This window comes from Streptomyces blastmyceticus, from assembly GCF_039521185.1.
Taxonomy (GTDB): Bacteria; Actinomycetota; Actinomycetes; order Streptomycetales; family Streptomycetaceae; genus Streptomyces; species Streptomyces blastmyceticus.
Genome location: NZ_BAAABW010000004.1, coordinates 154,060 through 179,393, shown reverse-complemented (window position 1 = coordinate 179,393; position 25,334 = coordinate 154,060). Strand labels below are relative to the sequence as shown.

Genomic DNA, 25,334 nt, shown 5'->3' with positions numbered 1-25,334 from the left:
CTGAAGCTGTCAGCAAGGCTGTTCTCGCGGGAGTCCGGGGATGAGTTGTGCCCAGCGTTGGGTGGCGTACAGCCGGCAGACGCGTGGCGCGATGTCGTCCACGACGACGGGCCAGAGGCGGGCGGTGTTGTTGGCGAGAGTGGTGGCGAGGGTGTGGCCGTCCGGGGAGAACTGGACGGCCATGAGCGGGATGGTGGGGCCGGTGAGGACGGAGACCTCCTTGCGGGTGGGGATGTCCCACAGCCGGGCGCTGTGATCGTTGCCGACGGTGGCCAGAGTGCGGCCGTCAGGGCTGAAGGCGGCGGCGTTGACGGTGTTGGTATGACCCTTGAAAGTTGCGGTGGGCCGTCCGCCCGGCAGGTCCCACAGCCGGGTGGTGCGGTCCTTTCCGGTGGTGGCGAGAGTGCGGCCGTCCGGGCTGAAGACAGCCGAGGTGACCCGTCCGTCGTGGCCGCGGGGAGAGGGCGTGGTGCGGCAGCCATGGCGCGCGTCCTGCAGGGATACGCCACCTGTGGTGCCGGCAAGGGCCAGCGTGCTCCCGTCCGGGCTCAGCGCCACCGCGCTGGGCGTGCCCTCGGCGAGGGTGCATGTCCCGGTGCGGCGCCGGGTGGCGATGTCCCAGATCCGGGTACTGCCGTCGGCGGATGTCGCCGCCAGGGTGCGCCCGTCCCCGGACAGGGCGAGGAACTTCGCCGAGCCGCGGTCCTGTCGCAGCGTGGCGGTCTGCCGTCCCGTCGTGAGATCGCGGACCGTGATGGCGGTGCCGTCGACGGTACTGGCGAGCGTACGGCCGTCGGGCGTGCTCGCCCTGGCCGCCGACGCGGGCAGCGGGGCCAAGACGGCGGACGGCGGGGGAGAGGCGGACCACCGGATCGTCGCGGTCGAGGTGTCGAAGAGCGCGCTCGTCCCGTCCGGTGGGCGTGCCGATGCCGGTGCGATGCCCGACAGCCCGTCGAAAGTGACGAGCCGGCGGTGGGAGGCCACGTCCCACAGGCGGGCGGTGTCGTCCTCGGACGCGGTGGCCAGGGTCCGGCCGTCCGGCGAGAAAGCCACGCCGTAGAACGTGTAGTTCCCCTGGAAGGCGGCGAGTTCACGGCCGTCGGAGGTGGCCCACAGCCGGGCCGTACGGTCGTCGGACGCGGTGGCCAGCGTCTCGCCGTCGGGGCTGAAGGCCACGGCCTCGATCCTGCCCCGGTGGCCCTTGAAGGTGACCGTGTTCTTGTGGGAGCGCAGGTCCCAGAGCCGGGTCGTGCCGTCGTAGCCGGTCGTGGCCAAGGTGCGCCCGTCCGGACTGAAGGCCACGGAGGTGGCTTCTTCGGTGTTGCCGGGCAGGTCGGCGATGTTCCGGCGGGCCGCCACATCCCACACGCCCGCTGTGTGGTCGCTGCCGGCTGTCGCGAGCATCCGTCCGTCCGCACTGAACGCGATCCCGTTGACCGCGTCCCCGTGCCGGACGGAGAAGCCGACCCGGAGGGTTCGCAGGTCCCACAGCCGGGCGTAATGGTCGTTGGACGCCGTGGCCAGCGTTGTGCCGTCCGGGCCGAAGGCCACCGAATTGACCGCCGAGCGGTGGCCGAGCAGCGTGTCACGCAGCTTGTACGAGGTCAGGTCCCAGAGCTTGACGCTGCCGTCGCCACTGCCGCTGGCCAGCGTCCTGCCGTCCGGACTGATCGCGACCGAGAACACGGCGTCGGTGTGGCCGCTCATCGTGGCGCGGAGCCGGCCCGTGGCCGCGTCCCAGACCTTGACGGTGTGGTCGTAGGCGGCGGTGGCCAGCGTGCGGCCGTCCGGTGTGAACGCCACCGCGTGCACGGCACCGGTGTGCCCGGTCAGCTGGTTGGCGTAATAGCCGCCGTAGGCGCTGAGCAGACTGGAGCGGGCCTCCTCGGTGGGGGTCTCCCGGAGCGCCTGCCGGGCCAGCACCATGGCCTTCTCGGGTCGCTGCACGGTCAGCATCATCGCCTGGGCGGCCAGTTGACGGGAGACGGCGGTACGCCGTTGGGCGTCGGCCGCCGATCTCTGCCACACCGTGACACCCGTGGCGACCAGGGCGAGTACGAGGAGGGTGCTGAGGGCCGCGATCAGTCGGCGGGAGCGGCGCACCTGTCTCTTGTCGGCGGCGATCCCGGCGTCGAGGAATGCGGCCTCGAGTGCGTTGAGTTCGCCGTAGTGGCTCCGTGACCAGGCCTGCGCGGTGGCGAGTTGGACACCGCGGTACAGCGCGCCCGGGTCGCGGCCGAGTTCGTCCCAGGTGTGGGCCGCGGTGGTGAGGCGCCGGTGGGTGCGCAGCGCCTCGCGGTCCTCCTCGATCCACTGGGCGAGGCGTGGCCAGGCGGTGATCAGCGCCTCGTGCGCGAGGTCGACGGTCTGCTCGTCGAGGGTGATCAGCCTGGCCCGGGCGAGGCGTTCCAGGACCGTGCCCACACCGCCGGTGTCCTCTAGCTCGGCGGCCCGGACCGGGCGGCGGGTGTCGGTGGTGCCCTCGCCGGGGGTGATGAGCCTCAGCAGGATGCGGCGGGCGGTTCTCTGCTGGCCGGCCTCGAGACGGGTGTAGCTGGTTTCGGCGGTCTGGGCGATGGCGCCGGTCAAGCCTCCGGCCCGTTCGTAGGCATCCAGGGTGAGGGTGCGGCCGCGGCGGTGGCGCCAGGTCTCCAGCAGGGCGTGGGAGAGCAGCGGCAGTGCGCCCGTCTGCGCGGCGACCTCCTCCACGAGCCGGGCGGTCAGGGCCCGTTCCACGATCAGTCCGTGGGCGGCGGCGGGTCGGGTGATGGCCTGGCGCAGCTCGACCGCGGCCATCGGCCTGACCGGCAGGCTCGCCTCAGCGACGGCGGAGGCGAGTTCGGGGTGCTGGAGGCAGCGGGCGTAGAAGTCGGCCCGGATGCCGAGCACGACCCGTAATCGGTTGGCCGACGAGGCGGCCGCTAGCAGGGCGGTGATGAATCCGGCGCGCTCCGCGGGGTCGGTGCACAGGGTGAAGACTTCCTCGAACTGGTCCACCACCAGCCAGGTGTCTCCCTCGCCCTCGGCAGCGGTGAACAGCTCGCGGTGGCTGCGCAGGGGGTGTTCGCCGGGGGTGAGGATGCGGATCGCCGCCGCCCGCGGTGTGACCGGACTGTCAGGGCCGGGATGTCGGAGACGGGGGATGAGGCCGGCCCTCAGCAGGGAGGACTTGCCGCTGCCCGAAGGGCCGAAGACGGTCACCACCCGGTGTGCGCCCACCAGCGTCACCAGTTCGTCGACGAGGCGCTCCCGGCCGAAGAACAGCCCACGGTCGCCCGGCTCGTACCGGGTCAGCCCCCGGTACGGCGACGGAGCGCCCCCGTCGTGATCGGCCGGCACCGCCAGGCCCTCGGCCGCCTCCTTCCACCGCTGCTCCCACTCCGCCGGGTCCGCCCCGCACGCTTGCGCATACGCGCGCAGTACGGGCAGTGACGGCAGCCGTTCACCGTCGGCCGCACGCGACAGGGTCGCCGCCGAGTACGCGACGCCGCGTGCCATCGCCGCGTACGTCGGCCCGCCGGCCTTCTGCCGCAGGACGCGCAGTTCGTGGGCGAGCTGCTGCGTCGGTCCCGCGCCGGGATCCAGCGGCTTCTCCTTGCGCCCCACCACGGCCCCCTTCGGGTGTCCCGCCCAGATGACTGATCCGTTCAAGGACCCAACCCCGGAAGCCGTGGTGCTCACAAGACGCTTTCACGCCCCACCCGGCGCGGACGGTCGATTGATTCACCCCCGGAACCGGGCTGCGCATCAATCGCCGGGCGGCAAAGACTTGGCGGCGGCCGGGGCGAACCGCCCCCTCGCCTCTCCGGTTCCCGGAGGCGTGGTCCGCGTCCAAGGCTTCCCCGGAGCGGCTGTTCCGGGTGGAACGGGCTTGATCCTTGCCGGCTACGGGGGTGCCGGACGGGCTGCGAGCCGGATGAAGGGCGCGCATCCCCTTCGACACCTTGAGGGGGAGAGGACTCTCCCGTCGGCCATCACACAGAGGAGGATGACGAGTTGAAGAACGTGACACGCCGCCCGGCGCTCGCGACGATCGGGGCACTCGCCCTGGTGGGCGCGCTGGGAATGACGCAGCCAGCGTGGGCTGCGCAGCCAGCAGCGAGCGCCGAGCACCCGACCGTTTCCATACAGGCCCCGGCCACGCTCTACCGAACCCAGGGCCTGACAGCCAAGCCCAACTCCGGCATGAGGACTTCAGAGGTGGTGCGCTCAACACCGATCTATCTGTCCGAGGGCCGCTACGACTGGGAGTTCCGCGTCGGCGTCGAGCACGGGTCCATGGGGACGAAGGCGCTCCGCAAAGATCTCCACCTGGTCGACGGCACCTATGACTGGCGTTGCTACCTCACGCCTGGCGACGGCACGTACACGGGCAAGTGCGTCCTTCAGCGCGATGTAGGTGGCCCGGCCGTGCTCCAGTCCAAGAGCTTCCACATCCCCGCTGACGGGCGCTGGACCTGGGGCGGGCTCCTCAACCGCACCGGCAGCTGACCTCGTCGTGCCGCGCCCGTGGCTGCCTTGCCGCAGCCGCGGGGGCGGCACGTCCCGACCCCGTTCCAGGAGCAGGGAATGATCACATCGAACCTGGCCCGCTGCGCCGCCGCAACGCTGCTCGCCCTGGGCCTGGCGGCGCTGCCCGGCGTCTCAGCGCAAGCCGCCCCCGGGGACAACCCCGGGCCGCTCAAGGCGCTCGACTCCCCGGCCGACCGGGCCAAGTTGGGGCTTGTCGAGCACCGGGTGAGCGACACCACGATCAGCACGCTGGACTCGTTGCTCCCGCATGCCGGTGTGGGCGACGTGCTCAAGAGCGCGAATCATCCGATGCGGAACCGGGCGGACTGCGCGGGGACGGAGGCGGCGGCGCTGCCGCGCAGCCCGCTCGCGTCGGCGGCGTACTGCTGGGACACCGGGGATGCCACCACGCAGGACTGGCTGCCGCAGTCGGTCACGACGTCCGGTGACGCGGATGACGACGGCAGCCGGGGCACGAACAAGGTGATCCTGTCGGGCTGGACGCACAACGACGTGAAGGGGCCCGCCGAGGACGACGGGCTGGCGCGGGTGGCGTTCATCGACGCCCACGACCCGGCAGCGTTCAAGTACCGGTGGGTACTGCTGACCGTCCCCACCGAAGGCGGCCGCGATTTCGCCAAGCTCGGATCCCACCTGGGAGGCATGACCTGGTACGGCGACAAGCTGATCGTGACGGCCTCGAACGGCGACGCGCACAACAACGCGCTGTTCGTGTTCTCGATGAAGCACATCCTCCGGGCCACGGCCAACGGCCACGAGATCGGGAAGGTGAGCGGGGGAGGCTACTCCGCGCACGGCTACCAGTACCTGATGCCCGCGATCGGGTCGTACGGCCTGAGTGCGAAGTGCGATGCGAAGACCGACCAGGGCACCCCGTGCTTCGGGTCGATCTCACTGGACCGGTCGACCTCGCCGGACAGCATCGTCGCCAACGAGTGGTTCTCGTCGGGCGGAGGCCAGCCGGCCCGGCTGTTCCGGTACAGCCTGTCCGCGCCGGGCGGCGCCATGCCACTGGCCGTCGACGGAGGTGGGCATGCCGCCTCGACGGAGGCATACGAGACCCGGGCGGTCGGCCTCCAGGGTGCCCTGTCCCACAACGGGGTGTGGTACGCGGCCGACGCCCGCGGCGGCGCCGGACAGCACGGGATCATGTGGCGGCTGACGGCCGACGGCGCGAGTTCGGCGCGGGATTGCGGGACGGACCTGCCGCAGGCGTGCTGGGCGGAGCACTCCGAGGGCATGTCGCTGTGGTGGAACACCGGCCAGTTGTGGTCGCTCACCGAGTGGGCGGCGAACGCCCGGGCGAAGTGGGAGCCACCGGCCATACCCGAGCGGGTCCTGTTCTCGGTGCCGCTGACGGATCTGGGGTGAGGACGACGTACGCACCCCCGCACTCAGCCGCGCGGCTCCGCTGAGCAGAACGCGTCCGCCCCCGGCCGCTCGCCCCGGACCAGGAACTTCGTCACCGCCCGATCCCCGCACGCGTTGCCATTGTCCAGGTACACGCCGTGCCCGCCCGCGTCCACCGTCACCAGGCGGGCCCGCTCGCCGAACGCGGCGCGCATCTTGAGGGCGCCGCGGTACGGCGTCGCGGGGTCGCGCAGGTTCTGGATCATGAGGACGTTGGATGGGCCGTTCGGGGTGATGCGGGTCGGCTTGTCGGCCGAGGGGGTCTTCCAGAAGGCGCAGGGGAGGATGCCCGCCGGCATGCCCGCCGTGAGGGGGTGGCGGGCGCGGTCGGTGGCGACGGCGCGGGCGTACGAGGGGATCGAGCGCGGCCAGGTGTCGACGTCGTTGCACACGACACCGACGAAGATGGCCGCGTCGGCCTGTGACAGGGGCCGGGGCGCCGGGTCGGCGACGGTCAGCGGGCCGGTCCCCGTGCGGGCGGCGCGGATCAGGTCGGCGAGGTGGGGGAAGTCCGCGTCGGAGTAGAGGCTGTTCTGCAGGACCTGCCGCAGCAGGTTGCCGGTCAGCTCGTGCCCGGTGTCGGCGAACCTGCGCGGCTTGCGGTCGAGTTCGGCCGCCAGCGCGAGGAACATCGGCCGCACGTCCGACGCCTTCGCGGCCAGCCGCCGCTCGCCGCGCGCGGGGTCGGCCGCCCACTTCGCGAAGTCGGGGAAGCGGTCGTCGGCGGCGCCGGACATGTTCGCGAGCCAGCCGCGCTCCACCCGCTCCGGGTCGGGGTCGCCGCTGCTGTCGAGCACCCAACGGTCGGTGTGCTGCGGGAACTTCTGCGCGTACACGGCACCCACGTACGTACCGTACGAAACCCCCAGGGCCGACAGCTTCTCCTCGCCCAGCGCCTGTCGGAAGCGGTCGAGGTCGCGGACCTCGTTGGCGGTGGAGAGGCTGCGAAGGAGCGCGCCGCCGTTGCGGGCGCAGGCGTCGGCGACCCGGCGCGCGCGGGCGACGTTGGCGCTGATGTCGCCGTCGGGGCCGGGCCAGGGGCGGAGGTTGACCATCTGCCGGTCGTCCTCGGAGAGGCCGCAGTCGGCCTTGGCGCTGCCGCCGGTGCCGCGCGGGTCGAGGCCGACGATGTCGTACGCGCCGCCGGTCTCCTTGCGCAGCTTCGCACCTCTGTTGGCCACCTCCTCCCGCCCGGAGCCGCCCGGCCCGCCGGGTATCAGCAGCAGGGTGCCGCGCCGGGCCTCCGGGTGGTCGCTGCGCAGGCGGGACACGGCGACGTCGACACTCGGCCCGCCGGGACGGCTGTAGTCCAGCGGCACGGGCAGGGTGGCGCACTCGCGCCCGTCCTTCTCCGCGCAGGGCTGCCAGGCGAGGCGCGGGGCCTTCGTGGCGGAAGCGGCGGGAGCAGTGGGCGTGACGGCGTGGGCGGGCGCGGTCAGGCCGGCGGCGCAGGCGGCGGCGGAGAGGGTGGTCACGAGGGCTTTACGCGTCAACGGTCGCATGAGGTAAGGGTGGTTCGTACGGGGCCCGTCTGCCCATACGGCCAGCCGTTCCCTCAAGGGTGGGGATAACCCCCGTGTGGCCCCCCGGGCGTGCTTCTGGTCACGCTCGGCTCCGCGCGCCTGTTCGGACAACTCGCCCGCAATTACCGTGGGTTCGAACGGGGGAAGGGGATCGCGTGATGGGATCGACAGGACTCGCCGACCAGGCAAGGGCTCTCGCGGCGGGGGAGACGACCTCGCGGACGCTCGTGGAAGAAGCACTGCGCCGCATCGAGGAGACGCAGCCCGTACTGAACGCCTTCCGGCGGGTACGGGCCGAGGCCGCGCTCGCCGAGGCCGACGCCGCGGACCGGCGGCTCGCGGCGGGGCACCGGGCGCCCCTGCTCGGCGTGCCGCTGGCGGTGAAGGACGACATGGACGTGGCCGGGGAGCCGACCGCGTTCGGCTGCCCGGGCGACTTCCCGCCACAGCTCGCGGACAGCGAGGCCGTCCGCAGGCTGCGCGCGGCGGGCGCGGTGATCGTGGGCAAGACGAACACCCCGGAACTGGGGCAGTTCCCCGTCACGGAGGGCCCCGCCTTCGGCGCCACCCGCAACCCGTGGAGCCTCGGGCACACACCCGGCGGGTCCTCGGGCGGGGCCGCGGCGGCGGTGGCCGCAGGCCTGGTGCCGGCCGCGCTCGGCTCGGACGGCGCCGGTTCGCTCCGTATCCCCGCGGCCTGGTCGCACCTCGTCGGCATCAAACCGCAGCGAGGGCGCGTCTCGACCTGGCCGGAGCCGGAGTCCTTCCACGGCATCACCTGCAACGGCCCGCTGGCCCGTACGGTCGCGGACGCGGCGCTGCTGCTGCATGTGGTGAGCGGTTCGCACCGCGGTGACCTGCACCGGCCGCCCGCCGTCGACCTGCTCGCGGCGGCGGGCCGGGAACCGCGGCGGCTGCGGATCGCGCTGTCCTTCCGGCCCGCGTACGCCGTGGCCCGCCAGCGGCTGGACCCCGCCGTACGGTCCGCGACCCTGCGGATCGCCGAGCGGCTGGCGGCCCTGGGCCACGAAGTGGTCGAGGAGGAGCCGCGCTACGGGCCGATCGGCCTCACCTTCGTACCGCGCTCGATGGCCGGGATCCGCGACTGGGCGGAGCGTGCCCCCGACCGGACGCTCCTCGACCCCCGAACGAACGCGAACGCGCGGAACGGCCGGCTCCTCGGCGGCCCCGTCCTGCGGGCCGCGCGGGCGGCGGAGCCCCTGCTGCGCCGCCGGGTCGGAGAGATCTTCGGGCGCTTCGACGTGCTCCTGACGCCGACAACGGCCGTACCGCCCCTGCCGATCGGCGCACTGGACGGCCTCTCCAGCCGGCGCACGGACGAGACGATGATCGGCGCGTGCCCGTACGCGTGGCCGTGGAACGTCCTGGGATGGCCGGGGATCAGCGTGCCGGCGGGCCTCACGGACGAGGGCCTGCCGGTGGGCGTGCAGCTGCTCGGGCCGGATTCGAGCGAGCCCCTGCTGATCTCGCTGGCGGCGCAACTGGAGGCGGATCAGCGCTGGTTCGAGCGGTGGCCCGCGGAGGCCGTGCCGGGGATCCGCGAGGCCGGACGGCTGGACGAACAACCGGCGTCCTGAAACCAGGGACGCGAGCATGGCGTGGCGCGGGCCGGCGGGCGTCAGACGACCCGCCGGACCGGCCCGGCGCCGGGATCGCCCGACGTGGCGAACGCGACGGCACCGGCGAGGAAGCGCCCGACGGCGTCGTCGGTCATCCACGCCATGTGCGGAGTGACCAGGGCCCCCGGGTGGCTGCGCAGGAGGTCTTCCGCGGGCAGCGGCTCGATGTCGAAGACGTCGAGCGCCACCCCGCCCAGGAGACCGGCGGCGAGGCGCCGGCGCAGCTCGGCCATGTCGATCAGCGATGCGCGGGCGGTGTTGACCAGCAGGGCCCGGGGGCCGAGCAGGGCGAGACGGCGCGCGTCGACGATCTCCCGGTTCCGCGGGGTGGCCCGCAGGTGCAGGCTCACCGCGTCCGCGCTGCTCAGCAGGGTGTCGAGGGGCATGAAGGCGACCCCGGCCGCGCGGGCGGTGTCCTCGTCCAGGGATGGTGACCAGGCCGCGACCCGCATCCCGATGCCCTGTGCCAGGCGGGCCACCCGGGAGCCGATGCGCCCCCATCCGACGACCCCCAGCAGGCGCCCGGACAGCTGGCGCCCGGCGGACGGGCGCCAGTCCGGCGCGGAGCCGACGGCCGTCGGCACTCGGTGGGCCAGCTGCAGCAGCAGCGTCAGCGTGAACTCGGCCACGGAGTCCGCGGCCAGGCCCGGCATCTCGTAGACCGCGATACCGGCGGACCTGGCCGCCTCGGTGTCGACGGCCTTGCCGACCGGGCCCGCCACCACGACCTCCCGGGGCCGTTCCGCCAGCAGGACGCCGGTGTCCAGCGGCCGGCCGTGGAAGAAGTGCAGCACGGTACGGGCGCCACGGATGCGCTCGGCGAGCTGCGACGGTGTGGCGTACGGATCGGTGAAGACCTCGATCGCGTCGCTGCCGGGGCAGCCGCGGACGAGCTCGGCCAGCTGCGGATACCCCTGGCACTCGGGCATGACGACGCGTCCCACGTGTGTTTCCTCCCCCTCCCCGCACGAGTCGGTGTCGTGCGGCGGATCAGCGTGTGGCGAGGCGGACGCGGCAGGTCCACCACCACGTCGACCGGTCGGTCATCCGGCGCCGGGCTACCTCCCGCAGCTGCGTGAGGCCGAGCGCGTCCTCGTCGACACCCTGCTCGCGGAGGGCGGGTATCCCGCCCTGGCTCGCCGCGAAGTCGACGAAGCGGTCGGCGCCGCCGGTCTCCTTCATGTGCAGGCACACCTCGTTGACGTGCCGGAACAGGCCGCTGTCGCGCAGCCGCCCGAGGTGTCCGCTCTTGGCGAGGAAGGTGGGGCGCAGGCCGCGCTCGGCCTCCAGCGCGGTGTGGGTCGCCTCGAACTCCCGGTAGGCGGCGTCGACCTCCGGGTCGACGGCGGGCGGCCAGTCGAAGTCGAAGGCGGCCAGGACCGCACCGGGCCGCATGATGCGGGCGATCTCCGGGAAGGCGCGGGCGGGGTCGAACCAGTGCAGGGCATGGCTCACGGTCACGATGTCCGCGCAGGCGTCCGGCAGCCCGGTCTCCTCGCCGGTGCCGTCGACCACCTTGATGCCGCGCCGGGCGGCGATGGCCCGCATCTCGGCCGAGGGCTCCACCCCGGTCACCTCGGGCCAGATCGTGGACGACAGGCCGGTGCCGCAGCCGATGTCGACCACTGCCGGGTTCTGCGTCCCGGACCACTGGCGCAGCAGGTCCGCAAGCTCCTCGGGGGGCTTGGGGCGGACGCGGTCATAAAATTCCGCGAACTTGCTGAAACGATCGGCAGATTCAGGAATTGAATTCATCATGAAACTGACGCTAACACGGGTGGTGGGTGACGCCGACGTGATGAGTGGCATAGTCAAAAGTCCGTCAACTGATGGTTGAGCGCGGCGAGTTGGCCAAAAAGTTGGGAAAAGGGAATTCAGGCCGGCGATTTCGAGGATTTCGATATCCTGGCCGGTCATGCCGACAGGCGCAGCATCGCCTCGTGGTCGGCCGTGCCCGGCGGGGCCTGATAGACGACGAAGCGCTGGCCGTCGCTGCGGGCCACGTCGAAGGCCTCGTACGTCAGGGTCATCCCTCCCACCGTCGGGTGGCGGTACACCTTGTGCCCGTTGGTGCGCGTCCGGACGTCGTAGCGCTGCCACAGGGCGGCGAATTCGGCGCTCCGCTCGGTGAGTTCTTCGACGATTTCGCGGATGTCCGATGCGCCCGGGTAGGCGACGACCGCGCCGCGCAGGTGGGCGACGACGCCGTGGGCCACGTCGTCCCAATTGGCGTACAGCTCGCGGGCAGTGGGGTGGACGAAGGCGTAGCGCGCGGTGTTGCGTTCCGGCTCGGGCCAGTCCTCGATGCCGGGGAAGAGGCGCAGCGCGGGCCCGTTGGCGGCCAGCAGGTCGCTGGACCGGCTCAGTACGCAGGCCGGATAGGGGTGGGCGATGTCGGGCATGCGGCGGACGTCGTCCCGGAGCGTGCGGGACACCGCGCCGGGTGGCGCGGTCGCCGGGCGCCGCCCCAGCGCCGCGAGGTGGCGGCGCTCGTCGTCGGTCAGCTCCAGCACCCGCGCGATCGCCTCCAGGACCGCGGGGCTGGGGCGTTGCTGCTTGCCCTGCTCCAGGCGCCGGTAGTACTCGATGCTGACACCGGCCAGGATCGCGACCTCCTCGCGCCGCAGCCCGGTGGTGCGCCGGCGCCCCGCCGACGGGGGCAGACCCGCCTGCTGCGGTGTGACGCGGCTGCGCCGGCTCCGCAGGAAGTCGCCCAGCCCGGTTGTGTTCCCCTCCGGCGCATGACCCATAAATGCATTATGCATTGACCGGTCGGGGTGAAGGGGGGCCCTGCCAGGGCCCCCCTTCACCGGGCCTCCCCGCCGCCGCGTCCCGGGGGCAGGCTGAGCGCACCGCAGCGACTTGCGGACCTGAATGTCGTGACGGGAGAGAGGACGGTGGCCCGGCCGTGTCCACACAGGCTGAACTCACCCGCCGGAGGCGGAATCTCGTCCTGGCGGTCTGTTGCACGAGCGTGTTCCTCGGCAACCTCAACAACACGGTGCTCAACGTGGCACTGCCCGCGATGCAGCGCGATCTGCACAGTCCGCTCTCCGGGCTGCAGTGGACCACCGACGCCTATCTGATCGTGCTGGCCGCGCTGCTGATGCTCGCCGGATCCGCCGGGGACCGCCTCGGCCGCCGCCGCGTCTTCCAGACCGGGCTGGCCCTCTTCACCCTCGGATCGCTGCTGTGCGGACTGGCGCCCGGACTTGACTGGCTCATCGCCTTCCGCATGCTCCAGGCGGTCGGCGCCTCGATGCTCAACCCGGTGGCCATGTCCATCATCACCAACATCTTCACCGAGCCGCGCGAGCGCGCCCGGGCGATCGGCGTGTGGGGTGCGGTGATGGGCGTGGCGATGGCGGTGGGCCCGATGGTGGGCGGGGTGCTCGTCCAGGGCCTCGGCTGGCGGTCGATCTTCTGGATCAACCTGCCGATCGGCCTGGCCGCCTTCGCCTGCGCCGCGCGCTTCGTACCCGAGTCGCGTGCGCCCCGGCCCCGCCGGGTGGACCCCGTCGGGCAGCTCCTGGTCATGGTGCTGCTGGGCTCCCTGACGTACGCCATCATCGAGGGCCCCGGCACCGGCTGGACCGCCCCGCGCACCCTCTCCTGCGCGATCGCCGCGCCGGTCGCGCTCCTCGCCCTCATCGGCTACGAGAGCCGGCGCGCCGAACCCCTGGTGGATCTGCGGGTCTTCCGCAGCGTGGCGTTCAGCGGAGCGAGCGCCATGGCGGTGTGCTCGTTCTTCGTGCTCGGCGGCTTCCTCTTCCTCAACACGCTCTACCTGCAGAACACCCGCGGCCTGTCGGCCCTGCACGCGGGCCTGTACCTGCTGCCCATGGCCGTCATGAACATCGTCACCTCACCGCTCTCCGGCCGGCTGACCGCCACCCGGGGCCCCCGGCTGCCGCTCCTGCTCGCCGGTGCCGCCACCACCGCGGGCGGTGCGCTGCTCGCCGCCGGCGCCGCGTTCACGACCGACGCGCTGCTCTTCACCGCGTACGTCCTGATCGGCATGGGCGTGGGCATGGCCAACACGCCCGTCACCAACGCCGCCATGTCCGGCATGCCGAAGGAACAGGCGGGCGTGGCCGCGGCGATCGTCTCCACCAGCCGCCAGTTCGGCCAGGCGCTGGGCGTCGCCGTGCTCGGCGCGGTGCTCACCACCGGGCTGCACGGCGGCAGCACGGGCTACACGCAGGCGGTGCGCCCGGGCTACTGGGTCGTCACCGCCTGCGGGGTGGCCATCCTCGCCCTCGCCGTGGTCACCACGCGCCGCGCAGCACCGCCTGTCGGGGCCCCGATCGCTGGGCAGCAGCAGTCGGCTGCGGGGGTGCGGGTGCCGCGGCCCTGACGCCGGCCCCTGGCGGCGGCCGCGAATTGCACGCCACACACGCCGACGCCCGCCGCGCGTAGAAGTTCGTGCAAGTCGCTGGCACGCGAGGGATGATCCGGCGCAAGCTCGGTCGTGTCGTTCGCCGCTCGAAGCACAGGAGGACACCATGACTTTGCACCGGCTGGGCAAGGACCCCGAAAGCCCCAACAACGGGTCACCCACTGTGTACCTGGACGACGAGTCGGGGAACTACATCCTGCAGGGCTGGCGCGTCACGGATGCCGAGCGGCTGGCGCAGATGGCCGTCCCGGATCATGAAACCGTGATCGAGTTCCCGAAGCGCATGATGAGGTTCTTCCCGGAGGTGAACGGTGGTGGCGGAGACGACGTTTGAGGGGCTGTTCCGCTCCGCCCGGCGCAGCGCGTACCACTTCGAGGCCAGGGACGCGTACGCGCTGGACGAGGACTACGCCGAGTGGACGGCGGGCAACCGTTTCGACCCGGCGGAGCGCTGGTCCTGGTGGATCGATCTGGTCTCCGCTTCGGTGTCCCGTGGCGTCGACGTTCGCCGGGCGCGCATCGTCTCCGAACCCATTTCGCCGTACGTGCGCTACGAGTACGAGCTGACCAGCGGGCACAACGTCAAGGCCGGGGAGTCCGTGCGCTGGCTGCCCCGTCGGCAGGCCTCCTCGCTGGCGCTCCCCGGCAATGACTTCTGGTTGTTCGACGAAACGTCGGTCCTCTTCAACCACTTCGACGGAAACGGCGAGATGACGGGCGAGGAGCTGGTGACCGACCCGGACGTCGCAGAGCTGTGCGCCTCGGCGTTCGCCGCCGTCTGGGAGCGTGCCACGCCGCACGAGGAGTATCGGCCGGTCTGACAGTGCGCACCCCGAACGGTCGAACGTGACTTCATCGTCCAGCGTCCAGCAAGCCCGAGAGGCCCTCGGCAAGCGCCTGCGCGAGATCCGGAAGGATTCGGGTCTGACGGCGCGGGAGCTTGCCGCTCGGGCGGGTTGGCATGAGAGCAAGTGCAGCCGTATCGAGAACGGCCGTACAGGACCGTCGGATCACGATCTGCGGGTGTGGGCGCTGCTTTGCGGCGCGGAGGACCGGACGGCCGATCTGATCGCCACGGCGCGCAATATCGACGGCGCGTATGTCGAGTGGCGGCGCATGGAGCGGTCCGGACTGCGCCGGGCGCAAGAGTCGGTCATTCCGCTGTGGGAGCGAACGCGGAAATTCCGGGCCTATTCGTCGTGGCTCGTACCCGGACCACTCCAGACCCGCGCCTACATCGAGTCGCTGCTCCGGTCGATTCGTGACCGGCGCGCGCTTCCCGACGACCTGGCGGCGGCCGTTCAGGTACGCGTGGACAAGCAGCGGATCCTGTACGAGGGCCCGCACCGCTTCGCTGTGCTCCTGGAGGAGAGCGCACTCCGGCACCGCATCGGGGGCGCTGCGACCATGGCCGGGCAGCTCGGCCACTTGCTGTCCGTGGCGACCTTGCCCAACGTCAGCCTCGGCGTCATCCCGCTGAGCGCCGACCGCACGGCGCTGTGGCCGGTCGAAGATTTCTGGATCTTCGATGACGCGCAGGTCAATGTCGAGTTGATCTCTGCGTTCCTGACCATTACACAGCCGCACGAGATCAGCATGTACGCCCGGACCTTTCTCGGCCTCGCCGACTTGGCCGTCTACGGCGCCCCTGCGCGTGCGCTGATCACAGCGGCGATCGAATCCCTCGGGTGACCACGCGCAAGTTCGCACATGTTCGTTGAGGCCAACTCCCCGCGCTTTCTAGCGTCGTCATCAACCGGACGACAGCCGCCTCCGTTCGTTTCGGACGGGTGGCCCCAGAAAGGAGAGCGTTCGTGAGCGTTGCCAGCCCTGAGGGCGTCGAGACATTCGAGACGCGCACCCCGGACGCCGATGGATGGCGGGGCATCCCGTTCCGTCACCCGGCAGACATGCAGGCGAGCGACGGTGGCCGGCACGACGGCGGCTCCATGCCGCCCGAGGCTCCGCGCGACCCGCAGCCGCAGGGAGGAGATGGCGGCAAGTAACCCCTGATCTTTCGGTGACCCGAAGTCCCGTCCGTGCGCCGCCCCGAGGCGCATGGGCGGGGCTTTGCGCTGAGGGGCGCCGGCCCGCCAGAAACCCCTTACGGCGCCAGAATGTCCAGCTCCGCCATCGCGCCCGCCGTGATCTCGCGGGTGAGGGCCTCCGCGCGGACCGGGTCGTGTTCGCGTACGGCCTCCGCCACGCGTACGTGCAGGGTGACCGCCGCCGGGTCGGGGTCGGTGAACATGATCTCGTGCTGGGTACGGCCCGTGAGGACCTCGGCGACGACGTCGCCGAGGCGGGCGAACATCTCGTTGCCCGAGGCGCGCAGGATCACGCGGTGGAAGGCGATGTCGTGCACGAGATAGCCGGCCAGCTGCTGGCCGCGCGAGGTGGCGACCATGCCGAGGGCGTGCTCGGTGAGCTCGGCGCACTGCGCGGGGGTGGCGAGGCGGGCGGCGAGGCCGGCGGCGACGGGTTCCACGGCGGAGCGGAGCACGGTGAGCGAGCGGAGCTGGCGCGGCCGGTCGGCGCCGGCCAGGCGCCAGCGGATGACCTGCGGGTCGTAGACGTTCCACTCCTCGGTGGGGAGCACGGTCACGCCGACGCGGCGGCGCGAGGTGACCAGCCGCATGGACTCCAGGACGCGGACGGCTTCGCGGACGACCGTGCGCGAGACGGCGAACCGCTCCTCCAGCTCGTCGGTGCGCAGCACCGTGCCCGGTGCGTACTCGCCTGCCGTGATCGCGGGCCCGAGGGATTCCAGCACGCGCGCGTGCAGCCCCTGCCCCTGGTTTTCCATGGGGTCAGCCTACGGTTTCCGGGGACCGGCAATTAAGTATGACTTTTAGGTCACAGGGGCTTGAATACGTCGTACCAATGAGCTTGAGTGAGCCGCATCGCCGACGACGTCGAAGTCGGACGTCGAGGTCAATGGAGACAGCGAGGTAGCGATGCAGGCCCCCCACGCCCCCCACGTCGTGGCCGTCATGGGAGTGTCCGGTACGGGCAAGACCACGATCGGCCCCCTGGTGGCGGACGCCCTCGGTGTCCCCTACGCCGAGGGGGACGACTTCCACCCGCCGGCCAACATCGCCAAGATGTCGTCCGGCACCCCGCTGGACGACGCCGACCGCGCCCCCTGGCTGGACGCCGTCGGCGCCTGGGCGCACAGCCGCGCCGGGCTGGGCGGCGTCGTCAGCTGCTCCGCCCTCAAGCGCGCCTACCGCGACCGGCTGCGCGCCGCCGCCCCCGGCATCGTCTTCCTCCACCTCACCGGCGACCGCGCGCTGATCGCCGACCGGATGGCCGCCCGCAAGGGCCACTTCATGACCGGCCGGCTCCTGGACTCGCAGTTCGCGACCCTCGAACCGCTCGAAGCGGACGAGGCGGGCGTCGCCGTGGACGTCGCGCCCGCCCCCGAGGCCGTCGCCGAGCGCGCGACCGCCGCCCTGCGGAAGCTCTGACCCTTTCCCTCCCCCCTTAGGAAGCCCCGTGAGCACTCTCAGCGTCGAGATGCTGGCCGCGGCCCCCGCCGGACCGATCACTTCGGCGGGTCACGCACAGCTCGGGATCGCCGTCCTCGTCGGCATCGCCGTCATCGTCCTCCTCATCACCCGCCTGAAGCTGCACGCCTTTCTGGCCCTGACCATCGGCTCGCTGGTGCTCGGCGCCGTCGCGGGCGCCCCGATGGACAAGGTCATCACCAGCTTCACCACCGGGCTCGGCGCGACCGTCGCGGGCGTCGGCGTCCTGATCGCGCTCGGCGCGATACTGGGCAAGCTGCTCGCCGACTCGGGCGGCGCCGACCAGATCGTGGACACGATCCTCGCCCGCGCGAGCAACCGGACCATGCCCTGGGCGATGGTGCTGATCGCGGGCATCATCGGGCTGCCGCTCTTCTTCGAGGTCGGGATCGTGCTGCTGATCCCGGTGGTGCTGCTGGTCGCCAAGCGCGGCAACTTCTCCCTCATGCGCATCGGCATCCCCGCGCTGGCCGGGCTCTCCGTGATGCACGGCCTGGTGCCGCCGCACCCCGGCCCGCTCGCCGCCATCGACGCCATCGGCGCCAACCTCGGCGTGACCCTGGCGCTCGGCGTGCTCGTCGCCGTGCCGACCGCCGTGATCGCCGGGCCGCTCTTCTCCCGCGTCGCCGCCCGCTGGGTGGACATCGCCCCGCCCGAGAAGCTGATCCCGCAGCGCCCCTCGGAGGAGCTGGAGCGCCGCCCCGGCTTCGCCGCCACGGTGGGCACGGTGCTGCTGCCCGTCGTGCTGATGCTCGCCAAGGCGCTCGTCGACATCGTCGTCGACGACCCCAAGGACCATGTCCAGCGCGTCACCGACGTCATAGGCTCCCCGCTGATCGCCCTCCTCGCCGCCGTGCTCGTGGGCCTCTTCACCCTCGGCCGCGCCGCCGGCTTCGGCCGCGACCGGCTCGCCACGACCGTCGAGAAGTCGCTGATCCCGATCGCGGGCATCCTGCTGATCGTCGGCGCGGGCGGTGGCTTCAAGCAGACCCTGATCGACGTCGGCGTCGGCCGCATGATCCTCGACATCTCGCAGAACTGGTCCGTCCCCGCACTGCTGTTGGCCTGGCTGATCGCCGTCGGCATCCGCCTCGCGACCGGCTCGGCCACGGTCGCCACGATCTCCGCGGCGGGCCTGGTGACCCCCCTCGCCGCCGACATGAGCACCTCCCACGCGGCCCTCCTGGTGCTGGCCGTGGGCGCGGGCTCGCTCTTCTTCAGCCATGTGAACGACGCGGGCTTCTGGATGGTGAAGGAGTACTTCGGCATGGACGTCGGCCAGACGATCAAGACGTGGTCGTTGATGGAGACGGTCATCTCGGTGGTGTCGCTGGTGTTCGTGCTGCTGCTGTCGCTGGTGTTGTAGCCCAACGCCATGGCGGATTACCGCCAGCTACTGTGCCCGCCCGCGGACATGCTGGACGGCATGAACAAGAGCGAAGGCAAGACGGCCCTGGTCACCGGCGGAAGCCGCGGCATCGGCGCGGCAGTGGCGCTGAGGCTGGCCCAGGAGGGTGCCGATGTGGCGCTGACCTATGAGCGGGACGAAGCGAGTGCGGCCAAGGTGGTCGACCAGATCGAGGCAATGGGCCGCCGGGGGCTGGCGATCAAGGCCGACAGCGCCGACGTCGCCGCGGTGACAGGGGCCGTGGACGAGGCGGCCGAGACTTTCGGCCGCCTCGACATTCTCGTCAACAACGCCGGCGTATTCCTGGTGGCACCGGTGGAAGACCTCGGGCAGGCGGAATTCGACCGCACCATGGCGGTCAACATACGCGCACCGTTTGTCGCTTCGCAGGCGGCGGCGCGTCACATGGGCGACGGGGGACGCATCGTCAGCATTGGCAGCAACATGGCCGAGCGGGCGGTGTTCCCCGGATTCAGCCTGTACGCGATGAGCAAGACCGCACTCATCGGCATGACCAAGGGCCTGGCCCGCGACCTGGGACCGCGGGGCATCACCGTCAACCTCGTACACCCGGGCCCGACCGACACCGATGCCAACCCTGCCGACGGCCCGAACGCCGAGGCGATCCGCGGCCTGACCGCCCTGGGGCACTATGCGGCCCCGGGCGATATTGCCGCTACCGTCGCTTTCCTGGCCGGGGCGGACGCCCGCTACATCACCGGGACGACCGTGAGCGTCGATGGCGGCTTCGCCGTCTGAGAGGGGGTATGCGAGTTCCTGTCTGACGGGATCAATTCACAGAAAGCCAGTAGTACTTGACAGTCGCTTCCGCATAATGGTCGACTCCGGAGCCAAGCCTGAGGCAGTTGGTGTACGGGGGATGTGGGACATCATGGGCGCCGATCACCAGAGCAGTGTGGAGCTGACTGTTTCGCGGCAGGGCGAGCTGAACTCCCTCCGTACGTGGCTGGACTTGGCCGCGATCCCGGGCATGCATGTCCGCCGGGTACCCGGCACTCCCGGCCCAGGAGAGCAGGGAGCGCTCGACGCGCTGACCGTGCTGGCCACCAGCAGCGGTCTGGTCACCGCGATCAGGGTTCTGCCACAGTTCCTGCGGGCCAGGCGCAGCGATCTGTCCGTCACCGTAACGGTGCGCGGGAAGAAGCTGACCGTCGACGCCCGCAACGTCGAGGAGGTCATGCCGATCCTGGAGCGGCTCCTCGATGAGTGACCGGCCGCCGCTGTTCGACCACTCTCACTCCCGGGCCGTACTGATCGGCACCTGGGACTACGAGCACCTCACCCGGATCCCCGCGGCACGGCACAGCCTCGACCGCATGCACCGGCTGCTCACCGGCCCGCAGTGCGGGTGGCCGGAGGACCGGGTGACGGTGATACCCAACGAGCGCGGCCCCGGTGATCTGCCGGACCGGCTGCTCGACCTGTTCGAGGACACCACGGACGTCGCTCTCTTCTACTACGTCGGGCACGGTCAACTCGACGACGAGGACCAGCTGTGCCTGGGCCTCGTCGGCTCCCGGGACACCTGGCACCGCCGGGCCACCACCAGTCTGGAGTTCTCCGACGTGCGCCGGGCCCTGCAGCACTGCGAGGCCGCGACCAAGGTGGTCATGCTGGACTGCTGCTTCTCGGGCATCGCCACCGTCCGGGAACACGCCCTCGCCGGGGCGGGCGGCGAGGTGCTGCTGGACCTGGCCGCCCGGACCGGTGCCTACACCATGACCGCCAGCAGTGCCGACACCACCGCCTGGTTCGAGACCGACCCGGAACTCAAGGAACCTCAGACCTATTTCACCAAGTACCTCGCCGACCTGGTCGAGACCGGGATCCCCGGCCAGCCCGCCGGTCTGCGGCTCCACCCGCTGTTCAGCAGGCTGCGCGACGACCTCGCCCGCGACGGCCGGCCTGTCCCCCAGAAACGCAGCGTCGACTCGGCCCGCGACTTCGTGTTTGCCCACAACGTCGCGCTGCCCGAGACGATCCCGCGTACCGATGACGAACTGGCACGACTGCGGAGGGAGTTGGACCTCCTCAAGAGCGCGACCGCGGCACAGAACGCGGCCCGCGCCGCGCAGGAGCGGATCGTCGCCAGCGTCAACATCACCGAACACCGCCTCGCCAACGGCCTGAGGGTGGTGCTCTCCGAAGACCACGGCACGCCGGTCGCGGCCGTGAACATCTGGTACGACGTCGGGTCACGGCATGAGGGGCGGGGGCAGACCGGCCTTACTCACATGTTCTGCAAGCTGATGTTCTATGGCTCCGCGTCGGTGGCGGCGGAAGGTCACTTCGAACTCGTTCAGGGCGCCGGTGGCTCCCTCAACGCCACCACCAGCTTCGAGCGTGCGAACTTCTTCGAGACCATGCCCGCCCATCAACTGGAGCTCGCGCTCTGGCTGGAGGCCGACCGCATGGGCTCACTGCTGGACGCCATCGGCGACACCGAAATGGGCTGGGCGCGCGACGTCTGCATGAACGAGCGCCGGCAGCGCTACGACAACGTCCCGTACGGCACGGGCTTCGAGAAGCTGACCGCCAAGGTCTACCCGGAGGGTCACCCTTACCACCACACCCCTATCGGCTTGGACGCCGACCGCGACGCCATCACGCTGGAACAGGTCCGCGCCTACTTCCGGACGTACTACACGCCCGACAACGCCGTGCTCTGCGTGGTCGGTGACATCGACGCCGAGCAGACCCTTGCCTGGATCGAGAAATACTTCGGCTCCATCCCGTCGCCCGGGCGCAGGCCGCCCCGGCGGGACAGCTCGCTTCCCGACCTCATCGGCAGGGAACTGCGCGAGGCCGTCGAGGACTCCGTACCCTCTCGCGCCGTCATGGCCGCCTACCGCCTTCCCCGTGACGGCAAGCGTGCGTGCGACGCCGCGGATCTGACCCTGGCCATTCTCGGCGGCGGTGAGTCCTCACGTCTGTACAACCGCCTCGTACGACAGGACCGCATCGCCGTCACAGCCGGATTCGGTCTCCTGCGGCTGAGCGGCGCGCCCTGCCTCGGCTGGCTGGACGTCAAGGCCTCCGGCCACGCCTCGACCGACGCCATCGAGGCCGCTGTGGACGACGAACTGGTCCGCTTCGCCACCGACGGCCCCACCCCCGAGGAACTGGAGCGCGCCCAGGCCCAGTTGGAACGCGAATGGCTCGACCGGCTGGCGACCGTCGCCGGCCGGGCCGACGAACTGTGCCGCTTCGCCGTACTCTTCGGTGACCCCCAGCTCGTCTGGAGCATGCTCGGCAACATTCTCACCATCACGCCCGAGGAAGTGCGAGCCGTCGCCGCACGCTATCTGGTCCGCAACAACCGCGCGGTGCTCACCTACGAGCCGTACTGGGACTCCTGACTGATCCACCCCGACCGGACCGTTTCCGTACGTCCGCCGACGGCGTGTAACGACCGTGCGGGAATGGCCGAACGCCGCACTTGCAGGGCGTATGACACGGCGGCTTCGATGAGTACGGCGGTTTCGATGAGACGGGGAGGCGCATCCGTGGCGAAGGACTTCACCGAGGAGACCGGGCAACCGGACAGGCCTCCCGCTGCCGCTGTCACAGCCGAGGGCGCGGCCGGCAGAAGCGCGGTCTTCCCCATGCCGCGTGCCTGCCCGTTCTCCCCGCCGCTGTACGCCGAGGCGGGTGCCCGGCACCCGGTCTGCCGCGTCACGCTCGCGGACGGGCGCCGGGCCTGGATGGTCACGGACTACGCGTACGCACGTCAGCTGCTGGCCGACCACCGGACCAGCTCGAACCGCGACGATGTCAGGTTCCCCCCGCCGGTGGCCGTTGTGCAGGGCCGGCCGGACAAGGGAAATCTGGTGTCCATGGACCCGCCGGAGCACACAGTGCACCGGCGCCTGCTCGCCGGCGAGTTCACCGCAGGGAGGATGCGCGCTCTGCGCCCTCGTGTCCAGGAGATCGTCGATAACCGCGTGACGCGGATGCTGAGCTCCCCCAGCCACCCGGTGGACCTGGTCCAGGAGTTCGCCCGGCCGGTGGCAGCGCTCGTCATCTGTGCATTCCTCGGTATTCCCGCCGCCGACCGCGAGGTGTTCCAGGAAGACGTCGCCACGCTGGTGGACAACACGGTCTCCGCCGGGCAGCGCAAGGCGGCGCGCGATGCCGTGGACCGCTACCTCGCCGGGCACATCGCGACCAGGGAGTGCGGGACCGATGACGACCTGCTGAGCAGGCTGATCGCGCGATACCGCCAGGCAGGCAGGTATGACCGGGAGGTGCTCGTCCGGCTCGCCAACCTCTTCCTGTTCGCGGGGCACGAGAACTCCGCGAACATGATCGCACTCGGAGTCGTCGCCCTGCTGCGCAGTCCGGACCAGCTCGCCGCGCTCGCCGGAAATCCGGCGATGGCTCCGCGGGCGGTGGAGGAGCTGCTGCGCTATCTCAGCATCGCCGACCAGATCACCAGGCGCGTGGCACTGGCCGATATCGAGCTCGGGGGTGCGCTGATCCGGGCGGGCGAGGCCGTCATCGTCTCCAACGCGGCGGCCAACTACGACGACAAGGTCTTCAGCGAACCCTCAGCGCTCGACCTGCGGCGCGAGGCCCGGCACCATCTCGCCTTCGGCTACGGCATCCACCAGTGCATCGGCCAGCACCTGGTGCGCCTGGAACTGGAGGTCGCCCTCACCACACTCCTCGCCCGCATCCCCCGGCTACGGCTCGCGGTCCCGGCGGACCAGCTGCGGTTCCGGACCGACACCTCCACAGCCGGTGTGCACGCGGCACCGGTGACTTGGTGAGGGCGGGCCGGCCGCGGCCGGGTGAACAGGCCCTGTTCGGTATCGATCAGGGCCTGAGGCTGATTCGAGGCCGTTGTGGCGATGCGATCAGCAGGGACCCGCATGCGCTCGTCCGTCGAGTGCAGCCTCATGTGCGGGCGCCTGCGCCGAGGATTCCTCGCAGAGCCTTTTCTCATGCTCTTGGAGGGACTTGACGGCGCTGGCGAGGGACATGGCGTACGCGATCGCCGACACATATCCGTTGCCGGGCCCGACCCTCAGTCGGTGCCCGGCTTCGTCGGTCGTGGCGAGGGCGGCGTCGCGCACCGGGTCGTCGAGGACGAGCTTGAGGGCGTCCTCCCGCACGACGCGGATCACGCCCGTCAGATAGATCGTGAGCTGAGCGGTCCACGCACGCAGCTCGACGTGCGTGGGCTTCGGGTCGTCCTTGTCGATCAGCTCTTCGAGAATCCGAACGAGCGACAGGCTGCGGCCGGTCACCGCGGTGCCGGGGAAGACGGGAACCATGCGAGGTCCTTGGGGGGTTGTCCGTACGGGGCTCTTGCGGTTCTCAGCATCGGGGCGTAGCGCTAGGGTGACCAGTAGTTACGGTGTTAGAAGATCGGGAACGGTGTGAGAGGGAGCAACTGTGCCTGCACCCAAGCGACTTCACCCCTCGTCGCTCAATGGCTGGTACGGGAAGAAAATCCGCAAACTGCGCGAGGCGCGCGGGCTGACGCAGGCGCAGCTGGGTGACCTGGTACGGCTTTCACGGAGCCGTATCGCGCAGTTCGAACTGGGTACGGATGTGCCGCCGTTCGACATTGCTCAGCTGCTGGACAAGGCGCTTGAGGCGGACGGCGATCTGGTCGAGGTGTGGGACTATCTCGTGCACCGCCGCGATGACAGGTGGTCCGAAAAGCTCGTCGATGCCGAGTCCCAGGCGAAGAAGATCCAGCACTATACGGACACGATCCCTGGCCTGCTTCAGACCAGGGAGTATGCGACGGTCATGCTGCGAGCAGGTGTGCCCTTCCTCGGCGGTGATCCTGAGGAGAAGGTCGAAAACCGAATGGGGCGACAGGTCGTCCTGGGTGGCTCCAACCCGCCCTGGATCTGGAGCGTTCTAGATGAATCGGCGCTCTATCGGACCCTCGGCCGGCCCGACGTCATGCGGGACCAGCTGTTGCATTTGATCAAGCTGGGGGAACAGCCTCGCATCAATATCCAGGTCATTCCATTCAGCCAGGACACCTTGATCGCAGGCATCGGCTTGACGTCGATCTTCAGCCTCCGTGACGGCCGCACGGTGGTGTACCGGCAGGAACCCACCGACCCGAAGTTCATCACCGCCCCGGATGACGTGGAGCCTTTCGTCGCCCTCTATGATCACCTGCAAGCGGAAGCACTGTCGCCCCGAACGTCAATTGAATTTATTCGCCAGGTAGTTGAGGAGAAGTACGCGTGATAGGCACCCTTGCTCATGCTGCCTGGCGCAAGAGCTCCTACAGCACCGACGCTGAGGCCTGTGTCGAGGTCGCCGACGACCTCCCGGGCATCGTCCCTGTCCGGGACAGCAAGAACCCTTTCAGAACAGCCCTGCTGATCCCGCACCGGGCTTGGGCCTCGTTCGTCACCGCAGTGAGTGCCGACACCCTCACCGCGTAGGGAGGGACCGAGTGACCGGCACGACGCTAGGCTGCCCGGCATGACGACCTACGCGACGTGGCGCGACGCCGTGGCCGACGCCGAGCGGCAGCTCGGGCACACCCTTCCCGTCCTCATCGACCGCACCGTGACCGCGATCGGCGACGCCCTCCCCCTGGACCACCGGGGTGCCTTCTGCAACGAGCTGGCGACTCTGGGCGAGGGCGGGATGTTCGAGGCCTTCCTCGACAACTGGTGGACCCAGGCCACCGTCTCTGCCACCACTGACGATGACCGGGAACGCGCCATCGACGTCGCCGACCTCGCCGTCACCCTGTGGGCCCTGCACACTCGCAACAGCGAACGAGACTTGACCAACGACCAGGTCGAAGCCCTGCTGAACGATGCCGCATGACCTACACGGTCATCTGGACCCCGCGTGCCACCGCAGGGTTCCGTGAGCTCAAGGCCC

24 protein-coding genes and 1 pseudogene are annotated in these 25,334 nt (G+C 70.7%); 18 read left to right on the top strand and 7 right to left on the bottom strand.

Going from position 1 to position 25,334, the window contains the following annotated elements:
- Positions 1 to 9: 9 nt before the first annotated feature.
- Complete coding sequence (locus tag ABD269_RS05070; protein WP_344116418.1) at positions 10 to 3,651, bottom strand: nSTAND1 domain-containing NTPase; 3,642 nt, start codon at positions 3,649 to 3,651, stop codon at positions 10 to 12.
- A 549-nt stretch (positions 3,652 to 4,200) separates the two neighbouring features.
- On the opposite strand from ABD269_RS05070, the gene ABD269_RS05065 reads away from it, so the two are divergent.
- On the top strand, positions 4,201 to 4,491 hold the full coding sequence (locus tag ABD269_RS05065) for a hypothetical protein (protein ID WP_344116416.1): 291 nt from the start codon (positions 4,201 to 4,203) through the stop codon (positions 4,489 to 4,491).
- Positions 4,492 to 4,569: 78 nt separating this feature from the next.
- On the top strand, positions 4,570 to 5,904 hold the full coding sequence (locus ABD269_RS05060) for a hypothetical protein (protein WP_344116414.1): 1,335 nt from the start codon (positions 4,570 to 4,572) through the stop codon (positions 5,902 to 5,904).
- A 23-nt stretch (positions 5,905 to 5,927) separates the two neighbouring features.
- Here the strand turns inward: ABD269_RS05060 and ABD269_RS05055 are convergent, their stop codons facing one another.
- Positions 5,928 to 7,445 (bottom strand): alpha/beta hydrolase, encoded by a 1,518-nt coding sequence (locus tag ABD269_RS05055; protein ID WP_344116412.1) that lies wholly within the window; start codon positions 7,443 to 7,445, stop codon positions 5,928 to 5,930.
- 179 nt (positions 7,446 to 7,624) lie between these two features.
- On the opposite strand from ABD269_RS05055, the gene ABD269_RS05050 reads away from it, so the two are divergent.
- Positions 7,625 to 9,064: an amidase gene (locus ABD269_RS05050; RefSeq protein ID WP_344116410.1), complete on the top strand. Its 1,440-nt coding sequence runs from the start codon at positions 7,625 to 7,627 to the stop codon at positions 9,062 to 9,064.
- Between the two features lie 41 nt (positions 9,065 to 9,105).
- Here ABD269_RS05050 and ABD269_RS05045 read toward each other — a convergent pair whose 3' ends face one another.
- The 3 genes from ABD269_RS05045 to ABD269_RS05035 all read right to left on the bottom strand — a co-directional run bounded on the left by ABD269_RS05045 (position 9,106) and on the right by ABD269_RS05035 (position 11,856).
- Complete coding sequence (locus ABD269_RS05045) at positions 9,106 to 10,050, bottom strand: NAD(P)-dependent oxidoreductase (RefSeq protein ID WP_344116408.1); 945 nt, start codon at positions 10,048 to 10,050, stop codon at positions 9,106 to 9,108.
- 46 nt (positions 10,051 to 10,096) lie between these two features.
- Positions 10,097 to 10,864, bottom strand: coding sequence for a class I SAM-dependent methyltransferase (locus ABD269_RS05040; protein WP_344116405.1), 768 nt, complete (start codon positions 10,862 to 10,864; stop codon positions 10,097 to 10,099).
- A gap of 155 nt (positions 10,865 to 11,019) precedes the next feature.
- Positions 11,020 to 11,856 carry a helix-turn-helix transcriptional regulator gene (locus ABD269_RS05035; RefSeq protein WP_344116403.1) on the bottom strand — a complete coding sequence of 279 codons (837 nt, stop codon included), beginning with the start codon at positions 11,854 to 11,856 and terminating at the stop codon, positions 11,020 to 11,022.
- Between the two features lie 158 nt (positions 11,857 to 12,014).
- Here ABD269_RS05035 and ABD269_RS05030 point away from each other — a divergent pair, with 158 nt between their 5' ends.
- From ABD269_RS05030 to ABD269_RS05010, 5 genes are all read left to right on the top strand, one after another.
- A complete protein-coding gene (locus tag ABD269_RS05030; RefSeq protein WP_344116401.1) occupies positions 12,015 to 13,463 on the top strand; it encodes an MFS transporter in 1,449 nt (482 codons plus the stop codon).
- A 148-nt stretch (positions 13,464 to 13,611) separates the two neighbouring features.
- Positions 13,612 to 13,839, top strand: coding sequence for a hypothetical protein (locus ABD269_RS05025; RefSeq protein ID WP_301892871.1), 228 nt, complete (start codon positions 13,612 to 13,614; stop codon positions 13,837 to 13,839).
- On the top strand, positions 13,820 to 14,326 hold the full coding sequence (locus tag ABD269_RS05020) for a DUF6879 family protein (RefSeq protein WP_344116399.1): 507 nt from the start codon (positions 13,820 to 13,822) through the stop codon (positions 14,324 to 14,326). Before ABD269_RS05025 ends, ABD269_RS05020 begins: the two co-directional genes overlap by 20 nt.
- Positions 14,327 to 14,351: 25 nt before the next feature.
- Positions 14,352 to 15,197 (top strand): helix-turn-helix domain-containing protein, encoded by an 846-nt coding sequence (locus ABD269_RS05015; RefSeq protein WP_344116397.1) that lies wholly within the window; start codon positions 14,352 to 14,354, stop codon positions 15,195 to 15,197.
- 122 nt (positions 15,198 to 15,319) lie between these two features.
- A complete protein-coding gene (locus ABD269_RS05010) occupies positions 15,320 to 15,511 on the top strand; it encodes a hypothetical protein (protein WP_301892868.1) in 192 nt (63 codons plus the stop codon).
- Between the two features lie 98 nt (positions 15,512 to 15,609).
- On the opposite strand, the gene ABD269_RS05005 is transcribed toward ABD269_RS05010, so the two are convergent.
- The gene (locus ABD269_RS05005; protein WP_301892867.1) at positions 15,610 to 16,311 is read right to left on the bottom strand and encodes a FadR/GntR family transcriptional regulator; all 702 of its coding nucleotides are present in this window, start codon (positions 16,309 to 16,311) and stop codon (positions 15,610 to 15,612) included.
- Between the two features lie 151 nt (positions 16,312 to 16,462).
- Between ABD269_RS05005 and ABD269_RS05000 the strand changes: the two genes are divergently transcribed.
- The 7 genes and pseudogenes from ABD269_RS05000 (at position 16,463) to ABD269_RS04970 (ending at position 23,236) form a co-directional block, all read left to right on the top strand.
- On the top strand, positions 16,463 to 16,975 hold the full coding sequence (locus tag ABD269_RS05000) for a gluconokinase (RefSeq protein ID WP_301892866.1): 513 nt from the start codon (positions 16,463 to 16,465) through the stop codon (positions 16,973 to 16,975).
- A gap of 28 nt (positions 16,976 to 17,003) precedes the next feature.
- On the top strand, positions 17,004 to 18,401 hold the full coding sequence (locus ABD269_RS04995; protein ID WP_301892865.1) for a GntP family permease: 1,398 nt from the start codon (positions 17,004 to 17,006) through the stop codon (positions 18,399 to 18,401).
- 60 nt (positions 18,402 to 18,461) lie between these two features.
- Positions 18,462 to 19,202: an SDR family NAD(P)-dependent oxidoreductase gene (locus tag ABD269_RS04990; RefSeq protein WP_344116536.1), complete on the top strand. Its 741-nt coding sequence runs from the start codon at positions 18,462 to 18,464 to the stop codon at positions 19,200 to 19,202.
- A gap of 133 nt (positions 19,203 to 19,335) precedes the next feature.
- Positions 19,336 to 19,674: an effector-associated constant component EACC1 gene (locus tag ABD269_RS04985; protein ID WP_344116392.1), complete on the top strand. Its 339-nt coding sequence runs from the start codon at positions 19,336 to 19,338 to the stop codon at positions 19,672 to 19,674.
- Positions 19,667 to 20,398, top strand: a pseudogene (locus ABD269_RS04980) (caspase family protein); the annotation flags it as partial. The gene ABD269_RS04985 and the pseudogene ABD269_RS04980, both read left to right, overlap by 8 nt.
- Positions 20,399 to 20,545: 147 nt before the next feature.
- Positions 20,546 to 21,823 (top strand): M16 family metallopeptidase, encoded by a 1,278-nt coding sequence (locus ABD269_RS04975; RefSeq protein WP_344116534.1) that lies wholly within the window; start codon positions 20,546 to 20,548, stop codon positions 21,821 to 21,823.
- Between the two features lie 147 nt (positions 21,824 to 21,970).
- On the top strand, positions 21,971 to 23,236 hold the full coding sequence (locus ABD269_RS04970) for a cytochrome P450 (RefSeq protein ID WP_344116390.1): 1,266 nt from the start codon (positions 21,971 to 21,973) through the stop codon (positions 23,234 to 23,236).
- A gap of 87 nt (positions 23,237 to 23,323) precedes the next feature.
- On the opposite strand, the gene ABD269_RS04965 is transcribed toward ABD269_RS04970, so the two are convergent.
- Entirely contained in the window at positions 23,324 to 23,743 is a 420-nt protein-coding gene (locus tag ABD269_RS04965; protein WP_344116388.1) for a DUF6415 family natural product biosynthesis protein, read from the bottom strand.
- A 121-nt stretch (positions 23,744 to 23,864) separates the two neighbouring features.
- Here ABD269_RS04965 and ABD269_RS04960 point away from each other — a divergent pair, with 121 nt between their 5' ends.
- The 3 genes from ABD269_RS04960 to ABD269_RS04950 are packed head-to-tail and all read left to right on the top strand — an operon-like array spanning position 23,865 to position 25,277.
- Positions 23,865 to 24,683 carry a helix-turn-helix domain-containing protein gene (locus ABD269_RS04960; RefSeq protein WP_344116386.1) on the top strand — a complete coding sequence of 273 codons (819 nt, stop codon included), beginning with the start codon at positions 23,865 to 23,867 and terminating at the stop codon, positions 24,681 to 24,683.
- Entirely contained in the window at positions 24,680 to 24,883 is a 204-nt protein-coding gene (locus ABD269_RS04955; RefSeq protein WP_344116384.1) for a DUF397 domain-containing protein, read from the top strand. The genes ABD269_RS04960 and ABD269_RS04955 overlap by 4 nt, the downstream gene beginning before the upstream one ends.
- A gap of 40 nt (positions 24,884 to 24,923) precedes the next feature.
- Positions 24,924 to 25,277, top strand: a complete 354-nt coding sequence (locus tag ABD269_RS04950) for a hypothetical protein (RefSeq protein ID WP_344116382.1) — start codon at positions 24,924 to 24,926, stop codon at positions 25,275 to 25,277.
- Positions 25,278 to 25,334: the final 57 nt, after the last annotated feature.